Origin of the sequence: Desulfitobacterium nosdiversum (assembly GCF_049860565.1) — a bacterium.
In the GTDB taxonomy this organism is placed as follows: domain Bacteria; phylum Bacillota; class Desulfitobacteriia; order Desulfitobacteriales; family Desulfitobacteriaceae; genus Desulfitobacterium_A; species Desulfitobacterium_A nosdiversum.
The window spans coordinates 678520-701296 of record NZ_CP172056.1 but is presented as its reverse complement, the minus strand read 5'-3'; the positions used below and the strand labels follow the sequence as shown (position 1 = coordinate 701296).

General features: G+C 43.1%; 20 protein-coding genes, 2 tRNA genes and 1 rRNA gene. All 23 read left to right on the top strand.

Annotated elements, in window-relative coordinates; translation table 11 throughout:
* Positions 1 to 72 precede the first annotated feature (72 nt).
* The 23 genes from ACHOLT_RS03390 to ACHOLT_RS03280 all read left to right on the top strand — a co-directional run bounded on the left by ACHOLT_RS03390 (position 73) and on the right by ACHOLT_RS03280 (position 22713).
* A complete protein-coding gene (locus tag ACHOLT_RS03390) occupies positions 73 to 2166 on the top strand; it encodes a SpoIIE family protein phosphatase (RefSeq protein ID WP_425805771.1) in 2094 nt (697 codons plus the stop codon).
* A gap of 42 nt (positions 2167 to 2208) precedes the next feature.
* The gene (tilS, locus tag ACHOLT_RS03385) at positions 2209 to 3651 is read left to right on the top strand and encodes a tRNA lysidine(34) synthetase TilS (RefSeq protein ID WP_425805770.1); all 1443 of its coding nucleotides are present in this window, start codon (positions 2209 to 2211) and stop codon (positions 3649 to 3651) included.
* A 100-nt stretch (positions 3652 to 3751) separates the two neighbouring features.
* A complete protein-coding gene (gene ftsH, locus ACHOLT_RS03380; RefSeq protein ID WP_425805768.1) occupies positions 3752 to 5677 on the top strand; it encodes an ATP-dependent zinc metalloprotease FtsH in 1926 nt (641 codons plus the stop codon).
* 12 nt (positions 5678 to 5689) lie between these two features.
* Positions 5690 to 6139 (top strand): nucleoside-diphosphate kinase, encoded by a 450-nt coding sequence (gene ndk / locus ACHOLT_RS03375; protein WP_425805767.1) that lies wholly within the window; start codon positions 5690 to 5692, stop codon positions 6137 to 6139.
* A 95-nt stretch (positions 6140 to 6234) separates the two neighbouring features.
* The gene (locus ACHOLT_RS03370; protein WP_425805766.1) at positions 6235 to 6945 is read left to right on the top strand and encodes a DUF881 domain-containing protein; all 711 of its coding nucleotides are present in this window, start codon (positions 6235 to 6237) and stop codon (positions 6943 to 6945) included.
* Positions 6946 to 6948: 3 nt separating this feature from the next.
* Entirely contained in the window at positions 6949 to 7635 is a 687-nt protein-coding gene (locus ACHOLT_RS03365) for a DUF881 domain-containing protein (protein ID WP_425805765.1), read from the top strand.
* 130 nt (positions 7636 to 7765) lie between these two features.
* Positions 7766 to 9436 (top strand): formate--tetrahydrofolate ligase, encoded by a 1671-nt coding sequence (locus ACHOLT_RS03360; RefSeq protein ID WP_425805763.1) that lies wholly within the window; start codon positions 7766 to 7768, stop codon positions 9434 to 9436.
* A 186-nt stretch (positions 9437 to 9622) separates the two neighbouring features.
* Positions 9623 to 10114: an HD domain-containing protein gene (locus tag ACHOLT_RS03355; RefSeq protein ID WP_425805762.1), complete on the top strand. Its 492-nt coding sequence runs from the start codon at positions 9623 to 9625 to the stop codon at positions 10112 to 10114.
* A 57-nt stretch (positions 10115 to 10171) separates the two neighbouring features.
* A complete protein-coding gene (gene folP / locus ACHOLT_RS03350; RefSeq protein WP_425805761.1) occupies positions 10172 to 11386 on the top strand; it encodes a dihydropteroate synthase in 1215 nt (404 codons plus the stop codon).
* Positions 11373 to 11744, top strand: a complete 372-nt coding sequence (gene folB, locus ACHOLT_RS03345; RefSeq protein WP_425805760.1) for a dihydroneopterin aldolase — start codon at positions 11373 to 11375, stop codon at positions 11742 to 11744. Before folP ends, folB begins: the two co-directional genes overlap by 14 nt.
* Positions 11741 to 12214 carry a 2-amino-4-hydroxy-6-hydroxymethyldihydropteridine diphosphokinase gene (gene folK, locus ACHOLT_RS03340; RefSeq protein WP_425805759.1) on the top strand — a complete coding sequence of 158 codons (474 nt, stop codon included), beginning with the start codon at positions 11741 to 11743 and terminating at the stop codon, positions 12212 to 12214. The genes folB and folK overlap by 4 nt, the downstream gene beginning before the upstream one ends.
* 248 nt (positions 12215 to 12462) lie before the next feature.
* Positions 12463 to 13320, top strand: a complete 858-nt coding sequence (locus tag ACHOLT_RS03335; protein ID WP_425805758.1) for a Rossmann-like and DUF2520 domain-containing protein — start codon at positions 12463 to 12465, stop codon at positions 13318 to 13320.
* Positions 13321 to 13338: 18 nt separating this feature from the next.
* Positions 13339 to 14184, top strand: a complete 846-nt coding sequence (gene panC, locus ACHOLT_RS03330) for a pantoate--beta-alanine ligase (protein WP_425805757.1) — start codon at positions 13339 to 13341, stop codon at positions 14182 to 14184.
* A 1-nt stretch (position 14185) separates the two neighbouring features.
* The gene (gene panD, locus ACHOLT_RS03325; RefSeq protein WP_425805756.1) at positions 14186 to 14569 is read left to right on the top strand and encodes an aspartate 1-decarboxylase; all 384 of its coding nucleotides are present in this window, start codon (positions 14186 to 14188) and stop codon (positions 14567 to 14569) included.
* 5 nt (positions 14570 to 14574) lie between these two features.
* Complete coding sequence (locus ACHOLT_RS03320; RefSeq protein WP_425805755.1) at positions 14575 to 15549, top strand: biotin--[acetyl-CoA-carboxylase] ligase; 975 nt, start codon at positions 14575 to 14577, stop codon at positions 15547 to 15549.
* A gap of 99 nt (positions 15550 to 15648) precedes the next feature.
* Entirely contained in the window at positions 15649 to 16209 is a 561-nt protein-coding gene (locus tag ACHOLT_RS03315; RefSeq protein ID WP_425805754.1) for a biotin transporter BioY, read from the top strand.
* A 12-nt stretch (positions 16210 to 16221) separates the two neighbouring features.
* Positions 16222 to 16989, top strand: a complete 768-nt coding sequence (locus tag ACHOLT_RS03310; protein ID WP_425805753.1) for a type III pantothenate kinase — start codon at positions 16222 to 16224, stop codon at positions 16987 to 16989.
* 34 nt (positions 16990 to 17023) lie between these two features.
* Positions 17024 to 17989: a tRNA dihydrouridine synthase DusB gene (gene dusB, locus ACHOLT_RS03305; RefSeq protein ID WP_425805752.1), complete on the top strand. Its 966-nt coding sequence runs from the start codon at positions 17024 to 17026 to the stop codon at positions 17987 to 17989.
* Positions 17990 to 18189: 200 nt separating this feature from the next.
* Positions 18190 to 18660, top strand: a complete 471-nt coding sequence (greA, locus tag ACHOLT_RS03300; protein ID WP_425807859.1) for a transcription elongation factor GreA — start codon at positions 18190 to 18192, stop codon at positions 18658 to 18660.
* Between the two features lie 136 nt (positions 18661 to 18796).
* Entirely contained in the window at positions 18797 to 20263 is a 1467-nt protein-coding gene (gene lysS, locus ACHOLT_RS03295; RefSeq protein WP_425805751.1) for a lysine--tRNA ligase, read from the top strand.
* A 502-nt stretch (positions 20264 to 20765) separates the two neighbouring features.
* Positions 20766 to 22329: ribosomal RNA gene (locus tag ACHOLT_RS03290) — 16S ribosomal RNA — on the top strand.
* 215 nt (positions 22330 to 22544) lie between these two features.
* Positions 22545 to 22621, top strand: a tRNA-Ile gene (locus ACHOLT_RS03285).
* Between the two features lie 16 nt (positions 22622 to 22637).
* Positions 22638 to 22713, top strand: a tRNA-Ala gene (locus ACHOLT_RS03280).
* The last annotated feature ends 64 nt before the right edge of the window (positions 22714 to 22777 follow it).

Here is a 22777-nt window from a genome sequence, read left to right as displayed (position 1 = left end):
TGACCTCTCTAGACAAGCTTCTCCATCAAGATCCGCTATAATGTTTACATAAATTGGTAAGAAGGTGGCATTATGGCGGAATGGGCATCGTTAAAACCCAAACATGGCTTACGCAAAGATAAGATCGCTTTAGAAGGGTATCTTATATGGCAGTTCTTTCTGGGCGGTTTAGTTGCCAGGGGAAGTATTTTGGATTTATACCCGTTTGGCGTTGCCTTTGGAGCAGCGCTTTTACTGAATTCAGGACGAGGTATGCTTTTGGGATTATCTGGAGTTGTCTTGGGCGTTATGTCTATGCTCTTAGCAGATCTAACGTCAACTTTACAAACCCTTCTTGTTTTGGCCGTTCTAATCCTCGCCGTCCCTGCTTTACGCGGCAAGAAGTGGGAAGGAGTCTATCTTGGGGTTATAACGGCCCTCACCTCCGGGGTAGTTTCTTTTATTGTTTTGAGTTTTTCTCATCCTAATCTTGATATGGCCATGAAGGCTTTGCTTTTAAGCTTATTATCAGGAGCTTTAGCCGTTATCTTTTGGTTTGCGCTTCAAAATCAAGAGGCGCTCCGGCGTGGGAACTTTACCCGTGAACAAGGAACAGCTTGGCTTGCTCTTTTGATTGGAACGCTCAGTGGTTTGCACGGGGTGAAGGTTGGGGAGATTAACTTTGAAACCATGCTCTTAAGTTTTTTTATCCTTTTTGTTGCTGAACGCTTTGGAGCCGGATCAGCTGCAGGAGTTGGCTTAATGCTTGGGTTTATGACGAACCTTCAGGGGAATGACCAAAATCTGATGAACGCGGGAATTTATGGTTTGGTTGGCTTTGGTAGCGGTGCCTTACAAAAACTCGGGAAATTAGGAATTGGTATTTCTTTCTCAGGACTTATCTTGATGTTAACCATAGTCCTCCACCCGGCGGTTATCGGAACACAACTCATTTCCTCGGGATTGGGTCTTCTGCTGTTTATGATTTTTCCAAGCAGTCCCCCTAAAACCGATTTTTTGAAATCAAAAACTATGCCGGAAGTCGAAAGCACTGTAACTAAAGTTAAAACAGTCGCTGAGATTTTTGAGCAGATTGCTTATAGTGCTCAAGCGGCAGAGGCGGAGAACTATAAATCAAAACCGGATATTCCGGAGCTTATGAATGTTTTGGTCGAGCGTGTTTGCAAAACATGTCCAACGATTGATACCTGTTGGTCGCGTGAATTTTATAAGACCTATCACTTTCTGTATAATCTTTTCGAGCAAATTGAAAGCGAAGCAGGGGTTAAACCCCAAGAGCTGCCTGTTGAGTGGAAGCGGCATTGCGGTCGTTTGAAAGAAATGGTTTTAGGTGTCCAATTTATAATGGAACATGAAAAAAGTTTAGAGGGATGGAAGGCTCGACTGGCTGCAAACCAAGATGCCCTATCCCGGCAATTTCAAAGTGTTTCTCAAGTTATAGGACATCTTGCCAAAGAACTCAATACAAAAAATAATCTTGAACAGATCAATTACTCAGGTCTTGCCCGAAAACGGCGTCAATTTTTAGATATTGGAGTTGCTTCTTTTACCAAAAGCGGGAATGCTATGAGCGGAGACAATTATGCTTCGTTAGCATTTTCTTCAACCCAGCATGCGGTTATTATCAGTGATGGAATGGGAGTTGGGGATGATGCGGCAAAATTAAGCTCAACAGCCTTAAGTCTTTTGGAACAGCTTTTGAATACAGGATTTGAACCCGAAGGGGCGATACAGGCTTTGAATTCAATTTTAGTTTTACGTTCTCCCGAGGAAAGTTTTGTAACCATAGATATGGCTATTCTCGATTTAGAGAACAATGGAGTTAAATTAGTTAAGGTGGGAGCCTGCCCTTCGTATATTAAAGGAGAAAATGAGGTTCGTATTTTCCAATCTTCCAGTTTACCTGCCGGTATATTGAATCATATTGATATTCCTGTGCTTGAAGAAGAGATTTTACCGGAAGAAGCGCTTGTTATGGTCACTGATGGAATTCAAGACCTTTATAAGGATGGAACGGATTGGCTTAAACCCTTTCTTGAAGGTCAGAACGTTGAATCTTCTCAGGAACTTGCCCAACAAATCACTGATGAAGCTCGGCGCTTAAGCGGGGGAAAAATGTTTGATGATGGAGTAGTTATGGTTATACGAAAAAAATGGATAAATTAATGTTAAACTAAATGAAAAGGTGTTTTTTAGGGAGCAGAAGACATGATTTACGAGAAAATGCGGCAGACTATTTTGCCACAATTACTTCCTCGCCGAGCACGGATCCTCGTTGCTGTTTCCGGCGGCCCCGATTCAATGGCTTTAAGCCATGTATTATGGAGATATGCTCAAGAATATGAGGAACAGGAGATTTCCTTAGTATTGACTCATGTCCATCATGGCGTTCGCAGTGAATCTGATGAGGAAGCGCTCATGGTACAGGAGATGGCTGCACAATGGGGAATTCCGTTCATTATTCATCGTTTTGATGCTAAAGCTTATGCAGTGGCCTCAGGTCAATCGTTTGAGGCAGCAGCTCGGGAATGGAGATATGCACGCTGGAAGGAGGACCTGGAGCAGTATAATTGTGACTTGCTTGCAACAGCACATCATTTAGGCGATCAGGCTGAAACCATTCTTTATAGGCTCCTGCGAGGGAGTGGAACGGCTGGCTTAGCAGGGATCTATCCTCAAAAGGGGAGGATTATCCGCCCTTTTTTAACCTTAAAAAAAGAAGAGCTTCTGGAATACTGCCAAAAGGAGCAAATCCCTTATGCTGTGGACTATACCAATTTCCAACCCCTTTTTGTACGCAATCGGATTCGCTTGGAACTTTTGCCAGAGCTGAAAAAGAATTATAATCCAAAGATTTTAGAGACCATTGGAAGAACAGCTGAAGTTCTGCGCTGGGATGAAGAATATTTAGAACAGCAAACGGATAAAGCGTGGTCTTCCTATTGTTTGTTCGACGATAAAAAGAAGATTCAACTCAGCACTAAGATTTTACAGGAACCCAAGGCAATCCTTTCACGTCTCGTCCGAAGAGCGGCAGCTCATATCACAGGTGAGCCGCGGGGCCTCGGTTTTAGTTATGTTAATCAAATTATTGACTCGAAAGGCCAAGTGGGGTGGAAGCAGGATTTGCCTAATTTTACAGTTCATATCCGTTATGATGGAATCTGGTTTCTTGACAAGGAACTTGATAAGAATTCGGTTCAGAGTTTAAATCCATTGACTGATGAATTTGAGTATAGAGACAAGGGAATTCCTGTTTGCTTTGAACAGTGGTGTGAAGCTTCTGATGTTCGTGTAGGAGTTTTTCTCATTGAAGGACTTGATCTCAAATGGATGAACGAAAAAGCTTTAATTGCTACGGCTGATTTTGATCAGGAAGAATTATTAAAACGGCGGGATAATCTTGTATTGCGATATCGAAAAGAAGGAGATACATTGTGGATTCGCGGGGTAGGAAATAAAACATTAAAAAAGGTTTTTCAAGAAGCTAAAATTAATTCGGAAATGCGAAGAAGAATGCTTTTACTTGCGTATAAATCCGAAATTTTATGGATTCCCGGGGTAAAACAAAGTGATTCTTGTTTAGTTGGAGAAGGTCCGAAAGTCAGGGTAATGATCTGCCGAAAAACCAAGGGTAAAGCGGATTTATAACTAACCGAGATTCGTTGTAAAAGCGGCGTTGTCGTGGTACAATATGTAATATTGCTTCGAAAACGAGGCGGTTTTTCCATCAGAGGGGAGGACCTTAAGGTTGAAGTTTTTTAAGAATGCAGCGATTTACCTGTTTATCATTCTCCTGGCCATAATGTTAATCAAATGGGCAAATCCACCCGCAGATAAAAGTATAGTCTTGGATTATACCAGCTTTAGCAAGGCTGTTGTTGCGGATCAGGTTCAAGATGTTACAGGTACTACAGACCGCAGTGTTAACACATACACTGTAAATATGAAAGACGGCAAAAAGCATACGGTTATCGGACCGACGGGTGACACAGCACTTCTGCAGGAGATGGTCAAACATAATGTCACCTATAAAATGGACCAACCAACAGAGGCTCCATGGTGGACAAGTTTGCTTACAACCTTGCTGCCTATTATTGTTATCGTAGGACTATTTTTCTTTATGATGCAGCAAACTCAAGGCGGCGGAAACCGGGTCATGCAATTTGGCAAGAGCCGGGCACGCTTAGTCGGAGATGAAAAAAAGAAAATTACCTTTGAAGATGTTGCTGGAGCGGACGAAGTTAAAGAAGAGTTACAGGAAGTTGTTGAGTTTTTAAGGTTTCCTAAAAAGTTTAACGAACTCGGTGCAAAAATTCCGAAAGGGGTTCTTCTCTTTGGACCTCCCGGAACAGGTAAAACCCTTCTTGCTCGGGCGGTTGCCGGCGAGGCAGGGGTTCCATTCTTTAGTATAAGCGGTTCTGACTTTGTGGAAATGTTTGTCGGGGTAGGAGCATCCCGTGTACGTGACCTGTTTGAGCAGGCTAAAAAGAATGCGCCTTGCATTGTCTTTATTGACGAAATTGATGCCGTTGGACGTCAGCGGGGGGCTGGCTTGGGCGGCGGACATGATGAACGTGAACAGACGTTGAACCAACTGCTTGTTGAGATGGACGGTTTTAATGGCAACGATGGAATTATCATCATCGCAGCGACAAACCGCCCCGATATTTTAGACCCTGCACTTTTGCGTCCCGGACGATTTGACCGCCAGGTTGTTGTTGATGTTCCTGATGTAAGAGGACGCGAGGAGATTCTTAAAGTTCACATTAAAGGAAAACCCTTAAGTCAAGATGTCGAATTGGGAGTCTTAGCACGCCGTACTCCGGGCTTTACGGGAGCAGATTTAGCAAACTTGGTGAATGAGGCAGCACTGCTTTCGGCACGGAGAAGTGAAAAAGAAATTAAAATGCAGGCTATGGAAGATTCTATTGAACGGGTTATTGCCGGTCCCGAGAAGAAGAGCCGTGTAATCAGCGAATTTGAGAAAAAGCTTGTTTCCTATCATGAGGCGGGTCATGCTCTTCTGGGAGAATTATTAACCCATACAGATCCCTTGCATAAGGTCTCCATTATTCCCCGTGGCCGTGCCGGAGGATATACACTTCTGTTGCCGAAAGAAGACCGCAACTATATGACAAAATCTCAGCTTCTTGATCAAATCACAATGCTCTTAGGAGGACGGGTTGCCGAATCCTTAGTCTTGCATGAAATCAGTACAGGAGCCTCAAACGACTTAGAGCGTTCAACGGGCTTGGTTCGTAAAATGATCACTGAGTTGGGAATGTCTGATGAAATCGGACCTCTTACCTTTGGACAAAAAGAAGGGCAAGTGTTCCTTGGACGTGACATAGCCCGTGACCGAAATTACAGTGAAGCTGTAGCGTACGCGATTGACAAAGAAGCTCGGCGGATTATTGAAGAATGCTATAAAAAGGCTGAAGCTTTAATTGAAGAGAATATGCCCAAGCTTGAAGCGATTGCTCAGGCTTTAATGAAGAAAGAAACGCTTGAAGCGAAAGAATTTGCCCAACTGATGGCTCAATTCGATGATGAGCAGAAGAGAAATGAAGTTGCAGAGCAAGACGGCGGATTGAACGAGGTTTCGACTGAGGATAAAAGCATAAAAGGTTTGGAAACGGATACCTTAGAAAAAGAAAATAACAAAATAAACTGAGGGGGCAACTGCGTGGAACGGACTTTTATTATGCTTAAACCCGATGCGGTACAACGGGGTTTGGTCGGTCAAGTTATTGCTCGATTTGAAGCTAAAGGGTGCAAACTTGTGGGGATGAAACTCATGAAAGTAGACCGTGCCCTGGCAGAACAGCATTATGCTGAACATAAAGGCAAAGCATTTTTTGAACCGACTGTAAACTACATTATGTCTTCACCGGTTGTGGCCACTGTTTGGGAAGGAAAAAGTGTTGTTGCGATTGCCCGCGAGCTGATGGGGTCAACTAATCCTGCCGGCGCGAATCCAGGAACGATTCGCGGCGCCTATGGAATGGACATCAGTCGAAATGTTATCCATGGATCTGATTCTGTTTCAAGTGCGGACCGAGAAATTGCTCTTTATTTTAAAACTGAGGAAATTTTAGAATACGATAAAGCCGGTCAAGAGTGGCTTAGTGAATAAAGGGCAGTGAAATAATTAGAGAGGACACCGCAAATCGGTGTCCTCTTGCCCTATATATATAGAGAGAGTGTGATTTATTAAAGGAGGACATCGGTATGGCATTGCCCAAGAAGGGCAAAATGTTGATTACAATGGGATTAGGCATTGTCGGATTTTTATTTATTGTTTTGCTGAAAACAAATGGAGTTCAGGGAGCTCAGGGCGTAAGATCGGATAATGCTACTTCAAGTCTGATACAGACGGAACAAGAAAATCAACAACTTGCCAACGATAATGCAAAATTAAGACAGGAACTAAATAAATATACTGAGGGTCAAAATGCTGCATCTTTGACGAACCAACAGCTGCAGAAGGAAAAAATCAATGCCGGCGTAACCGAAGTAAGAGGGCCGGGTGTGCGCATTACGTTGGATGATTCACAAATGCCTGCTAAGGAGAAAGATGACCCAAATGCTTATTTGATTCATGAGGAATATATTCGTCAGGTGATTAATTGGCTATGGAATGGCGGGGCAGAAGCCATTGCTGTAAATGAACAAAGGGTTACGAGCAACACAGAGGTTTTCTGCAGCGGATCCTATATTCAAATTAATGGAACCCGGCAAATGGCACCTTATATTATTGAAGCTGTGGGTGATCCGCATAATCTTCAATCCGCCTATAAATTTTACTTTTGGGACCGATTAGGTGAAATTCAGCAGCAATATGGAATTACACGTAAGCTGGAAGTCCCGAACGAAACGCTGGTGATACCTGCTAGTCAGCCTAAGGCCTATAAATATGCTGAGCCGGTGAAGGGGGGTTAATCCATGGGCAGGAATGTTCTCGCCATATCTGTAACTTCAGTAGCAATTGCTTTAGGCGTTTTGCTTGGTATGTCGATTCAAACACAGAGAAATGTGGATTCCTTGGATGCACTTCAGTCCCAGCGCTTATCCTCGGTTAAAAATCTTCTGGCAAGTGCGCAGGCTGAAAGCAAACAACTTAAAGAAGAACATGATAGTCTGACAGCCCAATTGGATCAGGTCCGTAATCAAGGCGGAAGCAGTCCGGGCTTGCTTGCCGAACTGGATCAGTATCGAATGATGGCAGGAACAGTTGCCGTCCAGGGGCCTGGAATTCAAATTACGATTGACGATCGTCAGCAAGATCATAAGACGGTTTTCCCTTTAACTATAGACGACTTAATGGTTATCGCGAATACGCTTAAATTTGCTGGAGCTGAAGCTATCAGCATTAATGGACAGCGCATTGTAGGGCCCACAGCAATAGTTATGAGCGGAAGCAATAAATTGATTAACCAAGTTCCCATTTCACGAACGGATGGAATGCCTTATGAAATTTTAGCGATAGGCAATCAAGATCAGCTTGTGGATTATTTTAGCAAGCTGGAAGCAACAGCTTTAAAACAAGTTGGGATTTCTGTAAGTATTGTCCGTAAAACGGTCCAGATTCCTTCTTACAAAGGAGCTTATGATATTCGTAAATCCAGCTAAAATCGACCTGTAACCAGCATGAAATATACAATATTCTGAAATGTCGCATTTTTATTACTGCAGGGGATTATCATTACCCGCAGAATAACTAAATATATATCTTTTATGATTTAAATAAAGGAGTGGGAGAATGAAAAGTGATATTGAAATCGCCCAAGAAGCCACAATGAAGCCGATTACAGAGGTGGCAAGCACGCTTAATCTCTTAGAGGATGAAATTGAACTGTATGGGAAATATAAGGCCAAAATCAATTTGGATGCATGGGAACGTGTCAAGAATAATCCTGATGGAAAGCTTATTCTTGTTACAGCTATTAATCCAACCCCGGCGGGTGAAGGTAAAACAACAACGACGGTTGGTTTAGGGCAGGCTTTAGTTAAATTGGGCAAAAAATCGATGATTGCTCTTCGTGAACCTTCTTTGGGACCCTGCTTTGGAATTAAAGGCGGGGCAGCGGGCGGGGGATATGCACAGGTTGTCCCCATGGAGGATATCAATCTTCACTTTACAGGCGACTTCCACGCCATTACCACAACTCATAATCTTTTGGCCGCATTGTTGGACAATCACATCCAACAGGGAAATCTCTTAAATATTGATCCGCGGCAAGTTGTATTCCGCCGTGTTTTAGATATGAATGATCGCGCGCTTCGCAAGATCGTTATTGGTTTAGGCGGCCGTACAGAAGGAGTTCCTCGGGAAAGCGGGTTTGATATAACCGTTGCTTCTGAAATTATGGCAATTCTTTGTTTAGCTAAAGACCTAATGGATTTAAAAGAACGCTTTGGACGAATTGTCGTAGCTTATACATATGACGGAAAGCCGGTAACTGCGCACGATTTAGAAGCTGAAGGGGCAATGACTCTTCTTATGAAAGACGCTATTAAGCCGAATCTCGTTCAAACTTTAGAGAATACTCCTGTTTTCATTCATGGAGGACCATTTGCTAACATCGCTCATGGCTGTAACAGTATCGTAGCTACAAAATTGGCGCTTAAACTGACCGATTATGTGGTGACTGAGGCTGGATTCGGTGCTGACCTCGGAGCCGAAAAATTCTTTAATCTAAAATCACGGTTTGCTGGATTAAAACCTGCTGCTACGGTTATTGTAGCAACGGTCAGAGCTTTAAAGATGAATGGCGGAGTTGCCAAGGAAGACTTGAACTCTGAAAACCTTGAAGCCTTAGCCAAAGGAATTGTTAACCTTGAGAAACATATTGAGAATATTGGCAAGTTTGGTGTTCCCGCAGTTGTTGCAATCAACCGCTTCCCGTCGGATACTGATGCTGAGTTGGAATTTGTTGCTCAACGCTGCCGCGAACTGGGTGCCGAATTTGCACTTTCCGAAGTCTTTACAAAAGGCGGAGAAGGCGGAATTGAGTTAGCAAAGGCTGTACTCAATATTGTCGATAATCAGGAATCTAACTTTAAAGTTCTTTATGATTTGGATCAATCCATTGAGAATAAAATCATAAAGATTGCTCAAGAAATTTATGGTGCTGACGGCGTTAACTTTACGAAGGAAGCCCAGAAAGAGATTAAAAAGTACATGGATTTGGGATACGGCAATTTACCTGTTTGTATGGCTAAAACCCAATATTCGTTGACAGATGACGCAAGTATTCTCGGTCGTCCGACTGGATTTAATATCACGGTTCGTGAAGTTCGTCTTTCGGCAGGAGCAGGTTTCTTAGTTGCAATTACTGGTGCGATAATGACGATGCCTGGTTTGCCAAAACGCCCTGCAGCTTTGAAAATGGATATCACTGCTGATGGAAAGATTACGGGCTTATTTTAAGGAAGCCTAGGTTTATTTGCTTATACTAAGAAAAAGGATAGGTATCATAGTATTCTATGAATCACCTATCCTTTCTTATTGTTTATATGGAGTTCATGAATTACATGAAATATTTATTTTGAAGTGGTTTTTATTATCCAGAAAATGATTATAATGGGTTTAATAAGGTTTGAGGGAGGATCATCTGTGTTATCGATACCTCGCGTTAATCAAATACTAAAGCACCCTAGATTTAAAGAATACTCTCTATATAACAATAAGGCAGAAGAAAAACGAGCATTTTGCCATCATGGGTTAGATCATGGCATAGCTGTAGCTCGTATTGCTTATATCTACCTGCTAGAGCAGCAAGATACCTCACTATCGAAAGAAGTAGTTTATGCGGCAGGACTGTTGCATGATCTGGGACGATGGCAAGAATATAAAACAGGGGAAGATCATGCACTTGTTGGTGCTGAGCTTGTTAAACCAATTATTCAAGACGCCGGATTTAATAGTACGGAGCTCGAAACCATTACTCAGGGTATTAGGGAGCATCGCCTTAATCCCGAGGGAAAAATGAGCCTATTAGGGAGGGCTTTGGCTTACGCGGATGATTGGGCAAGGGATTGTCGAAATTGTTTAATTAAGGAAGCCTGTTATAAATATACTGAACAAATGAATGAAATTATATGTTAGAGTTATAGGTTAGAGATATGTTAGAGTAAAAAGAATAAATCAGGAGGATTTGAGTACATGAGAGATTATCTTATCCATTGGATTAGACTTGATAATTTCGAGGAAGCTAAGCGAGCGATCAGCCGGATTGGTTCCGATTTGGGCGGAGTGGCTCAAATGGCCGGAAAACCTTTAGGACGAGCCTTAAAGATTGAGAACGTTCCCTTGCCGGCTGCTCTTATTTTGAAGCAGGAAATGCTGTCTGTAGGCGGTGATGCGGCTGTACATCGAGATGTCATTGTTCATAAGATTGAAGCAACGGATGTTCTGCTTCTCGGAACAGTAAGGCAATTGAATCATCTGGCTCAAAAGCTTCAAGCACAGCCTTTTGGCTTGAAGGAATTAGGGTTAAAACTTAAACTCGCTTTAAAAGGATTAGAGCCTCCTCAAGAAAGGGTTTTGAGCTGCAGGGACCGAGAGCTCGTGCTTGGCAAACGAACATTAGTTATGGGAATTTTGAATGTAACTCCGGATTCCTTTTCCGACGGAGGAAAATATGTTGATCTTAAAGATGCACTCTGCCAGGCTGAGCAGATGATTAAGGATGGGGCCGACCTTTTGGATATTGGGGGGGAATCCACCCGCCCGGGAGTAGTGCCGATTAGTGCCGAGGAAGAATGGAGACGGTTAGAGCCTGTTCTTAAGGAATTGATCCCCGGAATTTCTGTACCTGTCTCAGTGGATACATACAAGGCTGAGGTTGCTGAAAAGGCTTTAGCTGCCGGAGCGCATATTATTAATGATATCCGGGGCTTGCAGGGAGATCCGGATATGGCCAGGGTTGCAGGAAAATATCATGCCCCGGTTATTGCTATGTATAATCAAGAGGGGACGGACTATCATCATTTGATCGGAGATATGCTCGCTTTTTTCAGAAAAAGTATTCAACTCGCTGAAGAAAATGGATTAACCGGAGACCAGATTATCATAGACCCTGGCATTGGCTTTGGTAAAACACGGGAACAGGATCTTGAAGTCATGAGTCGTTTAGAAGAGTTTAAGACCTTGGGACATCCAATCCTCTTAGCTGCATCCCGGAAGAGGGTAATCGGAAATGTTCTTGATTTACCCGTGGATCAAAGGGTTGAGGGAACGATAGCAACCAGTGTTATTGGAGCGGCTGCCGGGGTAGATATGATACGGGTTCACGATGTTTTGGAAAATCGCCGCGCAGTGGATATGGCGGATGCAATTTATCGAAAAATGAGGGGACGAAATTTTGAAGGAGCATGATATAATTCATTTAAGACGACTTACTTTTTTTGGACACCATGGTGTAATGCCAGAGGAAAATGTCCTCGGGCAGAAATTTATCATAGATGTTGATTTGTACCTCAATTTACGGAAGCCGGGGTTATCCGATCAGGTAGAGGATACGATTAACTATGCAGAAGTTTATGAAAAAATAAAAGCGGTCGTGACAGGGGAGAGGTATTCCCTTTTGGAGCGGTTAGCCCAACGCATTGCTGATCAAATTTTAGAAGGGTTTTTGTGCGATTCCGTTCGGGTAGAAGTTCATAAACCTGAGGCTCCTATCCCGGGTATATTTGAAGATGTTTCCGTAGAGATTTGGCGGGAGAAGCAAAAATGAAAGCCTATTTAAGCATCGGCGGTAATTTGGGAGATCACAAGAAAAATTTATTAGAGGTCAGTCGAAGATTAAGTGAACATCCCCAGATTAAACTCAAGAAACAATCTTCAATTTATGAAACGGAACCGTGGGGAAAACTTGACCAACCGAATTTTTGGAATCAAGTGCTTGAAATAGAGACTGATTTAGCTCCTCTGGAGTTATTAGGTATTTGCCAGCAGATTGAAAATGATCTTGGAAGAAAAAGAATTATCCATTGGGGTCCAAGAACAGTTGACATTGATATCTTAAGTTATGATAATAGGGTATGGAACGATGAACGATTAACCATACCGCATCCACGGATGGAAGAAAGAGAATTCGTTTTAGCTCCTTTAAGGGAAATAGCTCCCCAGTTTATTCTTCCCTCAGGACACCAGGTTCAAGATGTAAAAGGGCATGGGGAAGTCTATTTATTAAAAAACATATAAAAACCTTCGAATATACAGACAATATCCTCAGGGAGTTGTACTGGAAGAAAAAACACCTTCGATGTTACAATTACCGCTTGGATCAATTTGACCGAGACGGTGAAGGAAGCAGTCTATAAGAGGCACCTTCACGTTTTGTGGGGGTGCTTTTTCTCTTTTTAAAGATATATTTGAGTTTGGAGATAGCTGCAGGTTCTGTTTCGAGAACATAGTATAGGGCCAAGTTCTTAACTCTGGGGAGGGATAAGATGAAATTTGGAATTATTGGCACCGGCATTGTCGGAACAGCAATAGCCGTCTGTCTGGAAGAGTCGGGATTCAATTGTATTGGAGTAAATACGCGCAGTGATCAATCATATCAAAGGTTTCGGAAGTATTTAAATAAGGAAAGGCTTCCTGTAGAGGATTGGATTTTTGATGCAGACCTTGTTTTTATCACGACTCAAGATGGACTTATTCATTCCGCTGCAGAAAATTTGGCGCAACACGGGCTTTATAAGCCTGGACAGATCTGGGTTCATTGTTCAGGCTCGCAAAGTTCCCAGATTCTTAAAGGAGATTGGGAAATTCCTGTTAAAACGCTTTCCGTTCATCCGCTTCAGGCTTTTGCAGATATTGATGAAGCGTTAAGACTTTTACACGGTTCACATTTTAGTATCGAGGGTGAAGCGATCGAAGAGGGAATGGATATTGTTCAAGCCCTTGGCGGAATTGCGCATCAAATAGATCCTGAGAAAAAAACGCTTTATCATGCTGGGGCAGTTTTTGCTTCAAATTATCTTGTAACCCTTGCGGATATGGCTGTACAACTATTTAATCAAGTAGGAATTAACGAAAACGATGCGCTTGAATCTTTAATTCCCTTAATGCAAGGGACATTGCGCAATTTAGAGAAGGTGGGGCTGCCTCAAGCCTTGACTGGACCTATTGCCAGGGGTGATAGTGAAGTTGTTTGTTCACATTTAAAGCAAATGCCTTTGAAACTTGAACAAGCCTATAAGACTCTGGGACGCTCAACTTTAGATGTTGCCCAAGCTAAAATGGAGAAAAACGGCAAGGAATATCCTAAAGATGCCTTGCAGAAGTTAAATGATTTATTAGACTAAGCGAAAGAGGGAATAATCATGGAAATTGTGGAACGAATTTCTGAGCTTCGAAAAATCGTTGCCGGGGAGAAGAAAAAAGGCGCCCGGATCGCTTTAGTGCCGACAATGGGGTATTTGCATAGAGGGCATTTAACCTTAGTAAAACAAGCTAAGCAAGACGGAAACTATGTCGTTATGAGTATCTTTGTAAACCCCTTGCAATTTGGACCGAATGAAGATTTTGCGCGCTATCCTCGGGACCTTGAGCGGGATGCAAAACTCGCGGAAGAGGCGGGAGTTGATCTGATTTTCCATCCTTCAGTTGAAGAAATGTATCCTCAGCAAAACCGGACGACGGTTCAGGTCAGTGAATTGGGTGATGCTCTATGCGGATTATCCCGGCCTACGCATTTCCGCGGAGTGACGACCGTTGTAAGCAAGCTTTTCCATATTGTCCAACCGGATCGTGCTTATTTTGGACAAAAGGATTTTCAACAGTATCTGATTATTCGCCAAATGGTTCGTGATCTTAATTTCCCACTGGAAGTCATTCCTGTTCCGATTGTTCGCGAGGAAGATGGATTAGCTTTGAGTTCAAGAAATGTTTTTCTTGCCCCTGAGCAAAGGCAGGAGGCCGTCGTTCTATCGAAAAGCCTCATTGAGGCGGAGAAGCTGATAAAGCAGGGAGAACGCCGTGTGGATCGGATTGAGGCTTATATTCGAAATAAAATTACCCAGGAAAGTTCAGGTGAAATCGATTATGTAGAAGTTCGTTCAGCCGAAAACTTGGTTAAACCTGAAGTTATTAATGAATCAGTGGTTATTGCTTTAGCCGTCAAATTTGGAACAACGCGTTTGATTGATAACTGTATCGTGGAGGTATAAGATGTTTAGAACAATGATGAAATCCAAAATTCACCGGGCAACGGTTACAGAAGCGAATCTCAAATATGTTGGCAGTATCACTATTGATACTGATTTAATCGAGGCAGCCGATATTCTTCCCAATGAGAAGGTTCAAATCGTAAACAATAATAATGGAGCCCGTATGGAAACCTATGTTATACCCGGTGAACGGGGAAGCGGGGTTATTTGCTTAAATGGTGCAGCCGCCCGTTTGGTTCAGGTGGGTGATGAAGTCATTATCATCTCTTATGGGATTTTTACCGATGAAGCATCGCATTCGTATAAGCCAAAGGTAATCTTTGTCAATAATCAAAACAAAATCGTAAAATCAGCCCATGAAGAGATTCATGGACGAGAGGAGTAAGGAAAGTGCGCAAGGAGATTTTGAATCTCTTAGCAAGCCGACCTGGAGAATTTATTTCTGGGGAAGCGATCAGTCGACATTTAAATATAACGCGAGCCGGGGTTTGGAAGCAGATACAGTCATTAAAGGAATCTGGCTTTGAAATTGAATCCCAGACAAAAAGCGGCTATCGTCTGCTTAAAACCCCTTTGTCCATAGAGGAGTGGGTTTTGGAACGAGGTTTAAACACCAAAACTTTAGGAAGAAAAATTAAGTGTTTTGAGGAACTGACTTCAACAAATAATTATGCAAAAGAGCTTTTACATCAAGGAGATGCTGACGGTACTGTTATTCTAGCGAAGAGACAAACTGCCGGACGTGGACGGATGCAGAGAGCATTTGCGTCTCCCGCAGGGGGAATCTGGATGACCGTCGTTTTGAAGCCGCGTCTTTCTTTAACGGATGCCTCAAAGCTAACTCTGAGTACAGGCGTAGCCTTGGCACAGGCTTGTAGGCGACTCTATGGTTTAGAGGTTCAAATTAAATGGCCCAATGACCTTGTGTATCAAGGAGAAAAAATAGCGGGTATTTTAGGCGAAGTTGTTGGGGAATGGAATGCAGTACAGACCATGATTTTGGGGGTTGGGATCAACGCGAATTTAGAGCGCAAAGATTTGCCTTCGGATTTTTCGGCAACAACTCTAAAAGAACTTTTAGGTCAACCCATTGACTTAAATAAATTGGTTATTGCTTTTCTCGAAGAGTTGGAAACGGAAGTGGATTCTTTAGAAAAGGGAGATAGTGAAGGATTAAGATCCCGGTGGATGTCCTATGCTGCAGGAATCGGCAAGAAAGTTCAGATTGAGCGGGCCGGAGAGCTTTACACTGGAATTCTTAAAGGAATATCGGTTAACGGTGAACTTATTCTTGAGGAAAATAATCAGGAGAGGCTTTTTACTTCAGGTGATGTCAAGCTGCGTTCAACTGAAGGATATATCTGATTTGATGGTTATAATTAAGGCTAGGGTATTGTAACTGAAGAAAATTTATTGTAAACTTCCACTGAGACAAATAGTTTACAATTAGTGGAGGGGTTTATAATGAATGTTCAAAAACTATCAAGAACTGCTGCTATTGCAGCCCTAACCTGTTTAGCAGGAATGATGTTAAGATGGGTATCGCCTGCGCTTGTTCCTTTCAGTATATTACCGATTATGGTTTTACTCGCAGGGATAGTATTAGGAGCAGAGTATGGCGCCCTAGCTATGACTGTCTATGTCACCTTGGGATTATTCGGCCTTCCCGTTTTTTCAGCTGCTCCGTTTGGAGGAATTGCCTACCTTGCTAAACCAACATTTGGATTTTTATTAGGATATATTGGTGCAGCGTATGCAGTCGGAAAAATTTATCGTCCTCAAAAAATAGTAACAGCAATACTGGCAGTGTTATGCGGCTTAGCTGTTTTGTATGGTTTTGGTTTAAGTTATCTTTACATTATCATGCGCTGGGTTTTACATAAACCAACCAGCCTTGCTCTTGTACTTACAGTGGGCTTTTTCCCATTTATAATTTCTGATCTTATTAAAGCAATTATAGCGGCTGTGGTGGGAAATCAGGTGGTGCGCAGCCGAGCTAAGGCAGATGATGATTTCTATAAATAAAGGAGAATGAGAATGATCCTAGTCTTTGATGTTGGAAATACGAATATTGTTCTTGGTGTGTATGAAGATCGTAAGTTAAAACAACATTGGCGTGTTTCAACGGATAAATCACGAACAACAGATGAGTATGCTGTCGTTATTAAGAATCTTTTTGATTTTTGCGGGCTTAAATTTGAAGACATCAAAGCGGTCGTTATTTCTTCAGTTGTTCCTCCGGTTATGCCGACACTCGAAACTTTAACACGCAGATATTTTGGAGTCGAACCTTTGGTTATTGGACCGGGAGTGAAGACGGGAATGCCCATAATTTATGATAATCCGCGTGAAGTCGGTGCGGATCGGATTGTAAATGCTGTTGCAGGGTATCATAAATACGGCGGACCACTTGTGATTGTGGATTTTGGGACCGCGACGACTTTTTGTGCCATTTCCAAGCGCGGTGAGTACCTTGGGGGTGCAATTGCACCTGGAATCGGGATTTCGACAGAAGCTTTATTCCAAAGGGCTTCTAAATTGCCGCGGGTTGAATTAGTGAGGCCTAAAAAAGTTATTGCTAAAAATACGGTTGCAGGCATGCAATCCGGTGTTTACTATGGATTTGTCGGACAAGTTGACGGCATTGTTCGCCTGATGAAACAAGAGTTAGGTGTTGCGGAGACCCGGGTTATCGCAACGGGTGGATTAGCTAAATTTATTTCCGAGGATTCTAAGGAAATTCAAAATGTCGATCCCTTTTTGACCTTGGAGGGTTTACTGCTTATTTATGAGCGCAATATTTAATCATGGAATTAAACTGTTATCAGGGAGAAGATAAATGAAGCTCGGTAAATTTGAACTCAATACACCTGTTTTTTTGGCACCGATGGCTGGGGTTACGGATAAAGCTTTCCGGGAAACCGCACGCTCTATCGGTGCCCGTTATGTATCGACAGAGATGATTAGTGATAAGGCTTTAACATTTCTTAACCCCAGAACGCTGAGTATGCTCGATTTGGAAGGTGAAGAAACACCTAGGATTGTCCAAATTTTTGGTTCTGAGCCGGATATTATGGTCAAAGCCGCCTGCTTAGCAGTAGAGCATAAAGCAGATATAATTGATATCAATATGGGATGTCCCGCTCCTAAAATCGTCAAAAATGGTGAAGGATCTGCCTTATTACAGGACTTAAACCTAGCCCAACGAATTGCAGAAGCAGTTGTAAAGGCAGTTTCAATACCTGTCACGGTAAAAATGCGCTTAGGCTGGAACAAGGGAGAACTTGTTGCTCCTGAGTTAGCTCAGTCGTTAGAAGCCGTTGGGATTCAAATGGTAACCGTTCATGGGCGGACCCGGGAGCAGTATTATTCGGGTCATTCTGATGCAGCAGGAATTCGCAGGGTAAAAGAAGCGGTGGGAATACCTGTCATCGCAAATGGAGATATTTTAACCCCGCAAAATGCCAAAGAATTGTTAGAGCAAACGGGCTGTGACGGGGTCATGATAGGACGAGGGGCATTGGGCAATCCTTGGATTCTTACGCGTACAGCCCGCTATTTACGTGACGGAGTTTTAGAACCTGAACCTACTTTAGGGGAACGGATAAAGATTGCTCAGGAACATTTTGACCGGCTTTTGTGTTATAAAGGAGAGCGGATAGGGCTTAATGAGATGCGAAAACACGCAGTATGGTATATCAAAGGTGTTCGAGGTGCGGCTCAATTGAGAGATCATATTATGCAAACCAAAACTCCAGAGGAAATGAAAGCAGTCTTTTCTCATATACTGAGGGAAAATGTATAATATAATCGCCTTAAGGCAGAATATGAGCACAGCAGAATGAATCAGCACATCACGGTGTCCTTGACAATATTTTGCAGTGAAACTATAATACGAGTAATGCCAAGCAAGCTGCTTGGACAGTGAGTATATTCAAACATCTTGAAAGCGCGCATTTGTTAAGACAGCCAGATATAGGACGAGAAAAGGGAGCGGATACAGAAATGCCCGAAAAAGAAGTTATTCTTACAGTTGAAGGATTAAAAAAACTTGAGAATGAGTTGGAACAGCTTAAGAGTGTGAGAAGGCGCGAAGTGGCTGAGCGAATTAAGCAAGCCATTGATTTTGGGGATATTAGCGAAAACTCGGAATATGATGATGCTAAAAATGAACAGGCTTTCATTGAAGGACGTATCATTACGTTAGAGAAGATGCTAAGAAATGCTCGCGTCATTGATGACCAGGAAGGAAACGAAGTTGTAGGACTTGGTTCAACGATTCTTCTTAAGGATATGGATTTTGGTGACGAAGAAGAATACACGATTGTAGGTTCTGCTGAGGCTGATCCGGGAACGAATAAAATCTCTAACGAATCTCCTGTAGGAAAAGCAGTTCTTGGCAACGCGAAGGGAACTGTAGTTGAGGTAAATGTTCCGGCTGGAATTCTTCATTACCAAATTGTTGATATTAAATAGTCCAAAAGTTTAAGAACATTATTTATTGCTTAGCTCGGCATCAGCCGAGCTTTTTCGATTGTTTAATTGTTTCTTGTTTAAATGTGTACAAATCTGCTAAAATACTAGAATAAGATATTTTTGGAGGAATGTTTAAATGGAAGATGCGAACGATCTTTGGCGAATAAGGTTGGATAAACTTGAGGCGCTTCGCCAACAAGGAATTGAACCTTATGCCGATCGTTATCAGAGAACACATATGGCTCAAGTTATTCTTGATCAATTTTCTGATCTTGAAGGACAAGAGGTTAAAGTAGCGGGACGGATGATGTCCAAGCGAGATCAAGGAAAAGTGATTTTTACCCATATTCAAGACTTTAGCGGTAAAATTCAAATCTATATTCGTAAGGATGAGGTCGGAGAAGACTGGTTCGAGATGATTTCCAAATTCGATGTTGGAGATATTATCGGAGTACAAGGTAAGGTCTTTAGGACTAAGCGCGGTGAAATTTCGATTCATGCTCATGATGTCAAGATTCTTTCGAAGGCGATGCGTCCTTTGCCGGAGAAATTCCATGGTTTAACCAATGTCGAAATGCGCTATAGACAACGTTATCTGGATTTGATGATGAATCCGGACGTTAAAGACGTTTTTGTTATGCGGAGCAAGATTATCCGAGCCATGAGAGAATATCTTGAGGGCCAAAACTTCTTAGAAGTCGAAACTCCTACTTTGCATACTATTCCAGGAGGAGCTGCTGCCCGTCCGTTTATAACGCATCACAATACGTTGGATATTGATTTATATTTACGGATTGCTTTAGAGCTTCCCTTAAAAAGATTAATCGTTGGTGGATTTGATCGTGTATTTGAGATTGGTCGGAACTTCCGGAATGAAGGGATTTCCATTAAACATAATCCGGAATTCACCATGATGGAACTTTATCAGGCCTATGCTAACTTTGAAGATATTATGGAATTAACAGAGAATATGATCTCTTATATAGCCCAAAAGGTTCATGGCAAATATGAAATTGAATATCAAGAACAAGTGCTTAATTTTGCAACACCATGGCGTCGGCTGCCAATGCTTGATGGTATTTTAGAATATGCAGGAGTGGATTTCCGGCAGATTCTAACGGATGAAGAGGCGCGTAATGCTGCTGAGGAAAAGGGAATAAAAGTCGAGGCGAATGCTTCCCGAGGCAAGATAATCAATGAGTTTTTTGAAGAGTTTGTAGAGCCGAAATTGATTCAACCGACATTTGTAATGGGGCATCCGGTAGAAATTTCTCCTTTGGCAAAACGGAATGCGGAACATCCTGAGTACACAGACCGCTTTGAAGTGTTTGTCTTTGGCCGCGAATTAGGTAATGCGTTCTCAGAGTTAAATGATCCTATTGATCAGCGTCAACGCTTTGAAGCACAGGTCGCTGAGCGTGCTAAGGGTGATGATGAAGCCCATATGATGGATGAGGATTTTGTTCAAGCCCTGGAATATGGCTTACCGCCAACAGGGGGATTGGGTATCGGCATTGACCGATTAGTTATGCTCCTAACCAATTCCGCTTCAATCAGGGACGTTATTCTCTTCCCGACAATGCGGCCTAGAGATGAGGAATAGATTAAGAGATAACTTAAGGGATTTCCTAATTAGAACTTGCATAAAGGCTTGACTAATAGTTTAGTTATGAATCTAAGATTCGTTTAAGAAAATCTAAGAGGATGGTGAAAACCATCCTCTTTAAATATAACGGCAACTGTAACCCTAGGCTAAAATTTAAGATAAATTGATCCGAAATTATAGTGAAGTTAGGGGGCATAAAGAGAAGAGATAAAGATATAAAATAATGAGATATAAAGAGAATATTGAAAATTAATCGGAGAAAATTAAGATTTATAGGGAAAAATGATAATTGAAAGTCGAGTGTTAACACGATACAATACTAAACGTTCGGTTGCAGAAAATGCAGACGAAAAAAGCGGAATGATAGTTGACATTTTTGGTTTTATCTGCTATCATCTATAAATGTCACTCCGGTCTTTGAAAACTAAACAACAAGGAACAGCCAATGACTCGTCAATGAGTAAAAGACAATTTGAGCAATCAAATTTTCTTCATAAATTTTATGGAGAGTTTGATCCTGGCTCAGGACGAACGCTGGCGGCGTGCCTAACACATGCAAGTCGAACGGAGAACTCAATAAGCTTGCTTAGAGAGTTCTTAGTGGCGGACGGGTGAGTAACGCGTGGGTAACCTGCCCATTAACCCGGGACAACCCTTGGAAACGAGGGCTAATACCGGATACGCTTAAGAGCTGGCATCAGCTTTTAAGGAAAGGTGGCCTCTGAAGATGCTACCGATAATGGATGGACCCGCGTCTGATTAGCTAGTTGGTGGGGTAAAGGCCTACCAAGGCGACGATCAGTAGCCGGCCTGAGAGGGTGAACGGCCACACTGGGACTGAGACACGGCCCAGACTCCTACGGGAGGCAGCAGTGGGGAATCTTCCGCAATGGACGAAAGTCTGACGGAGCAACGCCGCGTGTATGACGAAGGCCTTCGGGTTGTAAAGTACTGTCTTTAGGGACGAACGGCAGGTATGCGAATAGTGTACTTGTATGACGGTACCTAAGGAGGAAGCCCCGGCTAACTACGTGCCAGCAGCCGCGGTAATACGTAGGGGGCGAGCGTTGTCCGGAATCATTGGGCGTAAAGGGCGCGTAGGCGGATTTTTAAGTCTGGTGTGAAAACTTGGGGCTCAACCCCAAGCCTGCATCGGAAACTGGGAATCTTGAGGACAGGAGAGGAAAGTGGAATTCCACGTGTAGCGGTGAAATGCGTAGAGATGTGGAGGAACACCAGTGGCGAAGGCGACTTTCTGGACTGTAACTGACGCTGAGGCGCGAAAGCGTGGGGAGCAAACAGGATTAGATACCCTGGTAGTCCACGCCGTAAACGATGAGTGCTAGGTGTAGAGGGTATCGACCCCCTCTGTGCCGCAGTTAACACAATAAGCACTCCGCCTGGGGAGTACGGCCGCAAGGTTGAAACTCAAAGGAATTGACGGGGGCCCGCACAAGCGGTGGAGCATGTGGTTTAATTCGACGCAACGCGAAGAACCTTACCAAGGCTTGACATCCTCAGAACCCTAAGGAAACTTAGGGGTGCCTTTCGGGGAACTGAGAGACAGGTGGTGCATGGTTGTCGTCAGCTCGTGTCGTGAGATGTTGGGTTAAGTCCCGCAACGAGCGCAACCCCTATATTTAGTTGCTAACGAGTAAGGTCGAGCACTCTAGATAGACTGCCGGTGACAAACCGGAGGAAGGTGGGGATGACGTCAAATCATCATGCCCCTTATGTCTTGGGCTACACACGTGCTACAATGGCCGGTACAGACGGAAGCGAAGCTGTGAAGTGGAGCGAATCCGAGAAAGCCGGTCTCAGTTCGGATTGTTCTCTGCAACTCGAGAACATGAAGTCGGAATCGCTAGTAATCGCAGGTCAGCATACTGCGGTGAATACGTTCCCGGGCCTTGTACACACCGCCCGTCACACCACGAAAGTCTGCAACACCCGAAGCCGGTGAGCTAACCGTAAGGAGGTAGCCGTCGAAGGTGGGGCCGATGATTGGGGTGAAGTCGTAACAAGGTAGCCGTATCGGAAGGTGCGGCTGGATCACCTCCTTTCTAAGGAGACACGTTAACTCAGTAGAGTTAACTATCCTATGGTCGATCCTAAATCGAAGGAAGCTGAAAGTCGAGTTCGAGATTAGGTAAGAGTCGAAAGACTCACAAGCCGAAGAGGCAAAACACAGAGCAATCTGTGACAAAAGTGCTGTTTGAGTGCAAACTACTTGTTGTTTAGTTTTGAGGGACCAGCAATGGAAACTCTCAAGAGATTAGGGCTTGTAGCTCAGCTGGTTAGAGCGCACGCCTGATAAGCGTGAGGTCGGTGGTTCGAGTCCACCCAGGCCCACCATTTAAATTGATAACGTGGGGGTATAGCTCAGCTGGGAGAGCACCTGCCTTGCAAGCAGGGGGTCAGCGGTTCGATCCCGCTTACCTCCACCATTAAAATTTAAATGAATTAAGGTTTACAACGTCTATGCCATCCTTGGCGACGTTGCATCTCGAA

Excerpts from the sequence above, each read along its gene's own strand:
- ACHOLT_RS03390 (WP_425805771.1), top strand. The coding sequence starts at position 73 with ATGGCGGAATGGGCATCGTTAAAACCCAAACATGGCTTACGCAAAGAT.
- tilS (WP_425805770.1), top strand. The coding sequence starts at position 2,209 with ATGATTTACGAGAAAATGCGGCAGACTATTTTGCCACAATTACTTCCT.
- ACHOLT_RS03370 (WP_425805766.1), top strand. The coding sequence starts at position 6,235 with ATGGCATTGCCCAAGAAGGGCAAAATGTTGATTACAATGGGATTAGGC.
- ACHOLT_RS03365 (WP_425805765.1), top strand. The coding sequence starts at position 6,949 with ATGGGCAGGAATGTTCTCGCCATATCTGTAACTTCAGTAGCAATTGCT.
- ACHOLT_RS03360 (WP_425805763.1), top strand. The coding sequence starts at position 7,766 with ATGAAAAGTGATATTGAAATCGCCCAAGAAGCCACAATGAAGCCGATT.
- folP (WP_425805761.1), top strand. The coding sequence starts at position 10,172 with ATGAGAGATTATCTTATCCATTGGATTAGACTTGATAATTTCGAGGAA.
- folK (WP_425805759.1), top strand. The coding sequence starts at position 11,741 with ATGAAAGCCTATTTAAGCATCGGCGGTAATTTGGGAGATCACAAGAAA.
- ACHOLT_RS03335 (WP_425805758.1), top strand. The coding sequence starts at position 12,463 with ATGAAATTTGGAATTATTGGCACCGGCATTGTCGGAACAGCAATAGCC.
- panC (WP_425805757.1), top strand. The coding sequence starts at position 13,339 with ATGGAAATTGTGGAACGAATTTCTGAGCTTCGAAAAATCGTTGCCGGG.
- panD (WP_425805756.1), top strand. The coding sequence starts at position 14,186 with ATGTTTAGAACAATGATGAAATCCAAAATTCACCGGGCAACGGTTACA.
- ACHOLT_RS03315 (WP_425805754.1), top strand. The coding sequence starts at position 15,649 with ATGAATGTTCAAAAACTATCAAGAACTGCTGCTATTGCAGCCCTAACC.
- ACHOLT_RS03310 (WP_425805753.1), top strand. The coding sequence starts at position 16,222 with ATGATCCTAGTCTTTGATGTTGGAAATACGAATATTGTTCTTGGTGTG.
- dusB (WP_425805752.1), top strand. The coding sequence starts at position 17,024 with ATGAAGCTCGGTAAATTTGAACTCAATACACCTGTTTTTTTGGCACCG.
- greA (WP_425807859.1), top strand. The coding sequence starts at position 18,190 with ATGCCCGAAAAAGAAGTTATTCTTACAGTTGAAGGATTAAAAAAACTT.
- lysS (WP_425805751.1), top strand. The coding sequence starts at position 18,797 with ATGGAAGATGCGAACGATCTTTGGCGAATAAGGTTGGATAAACTTGAG.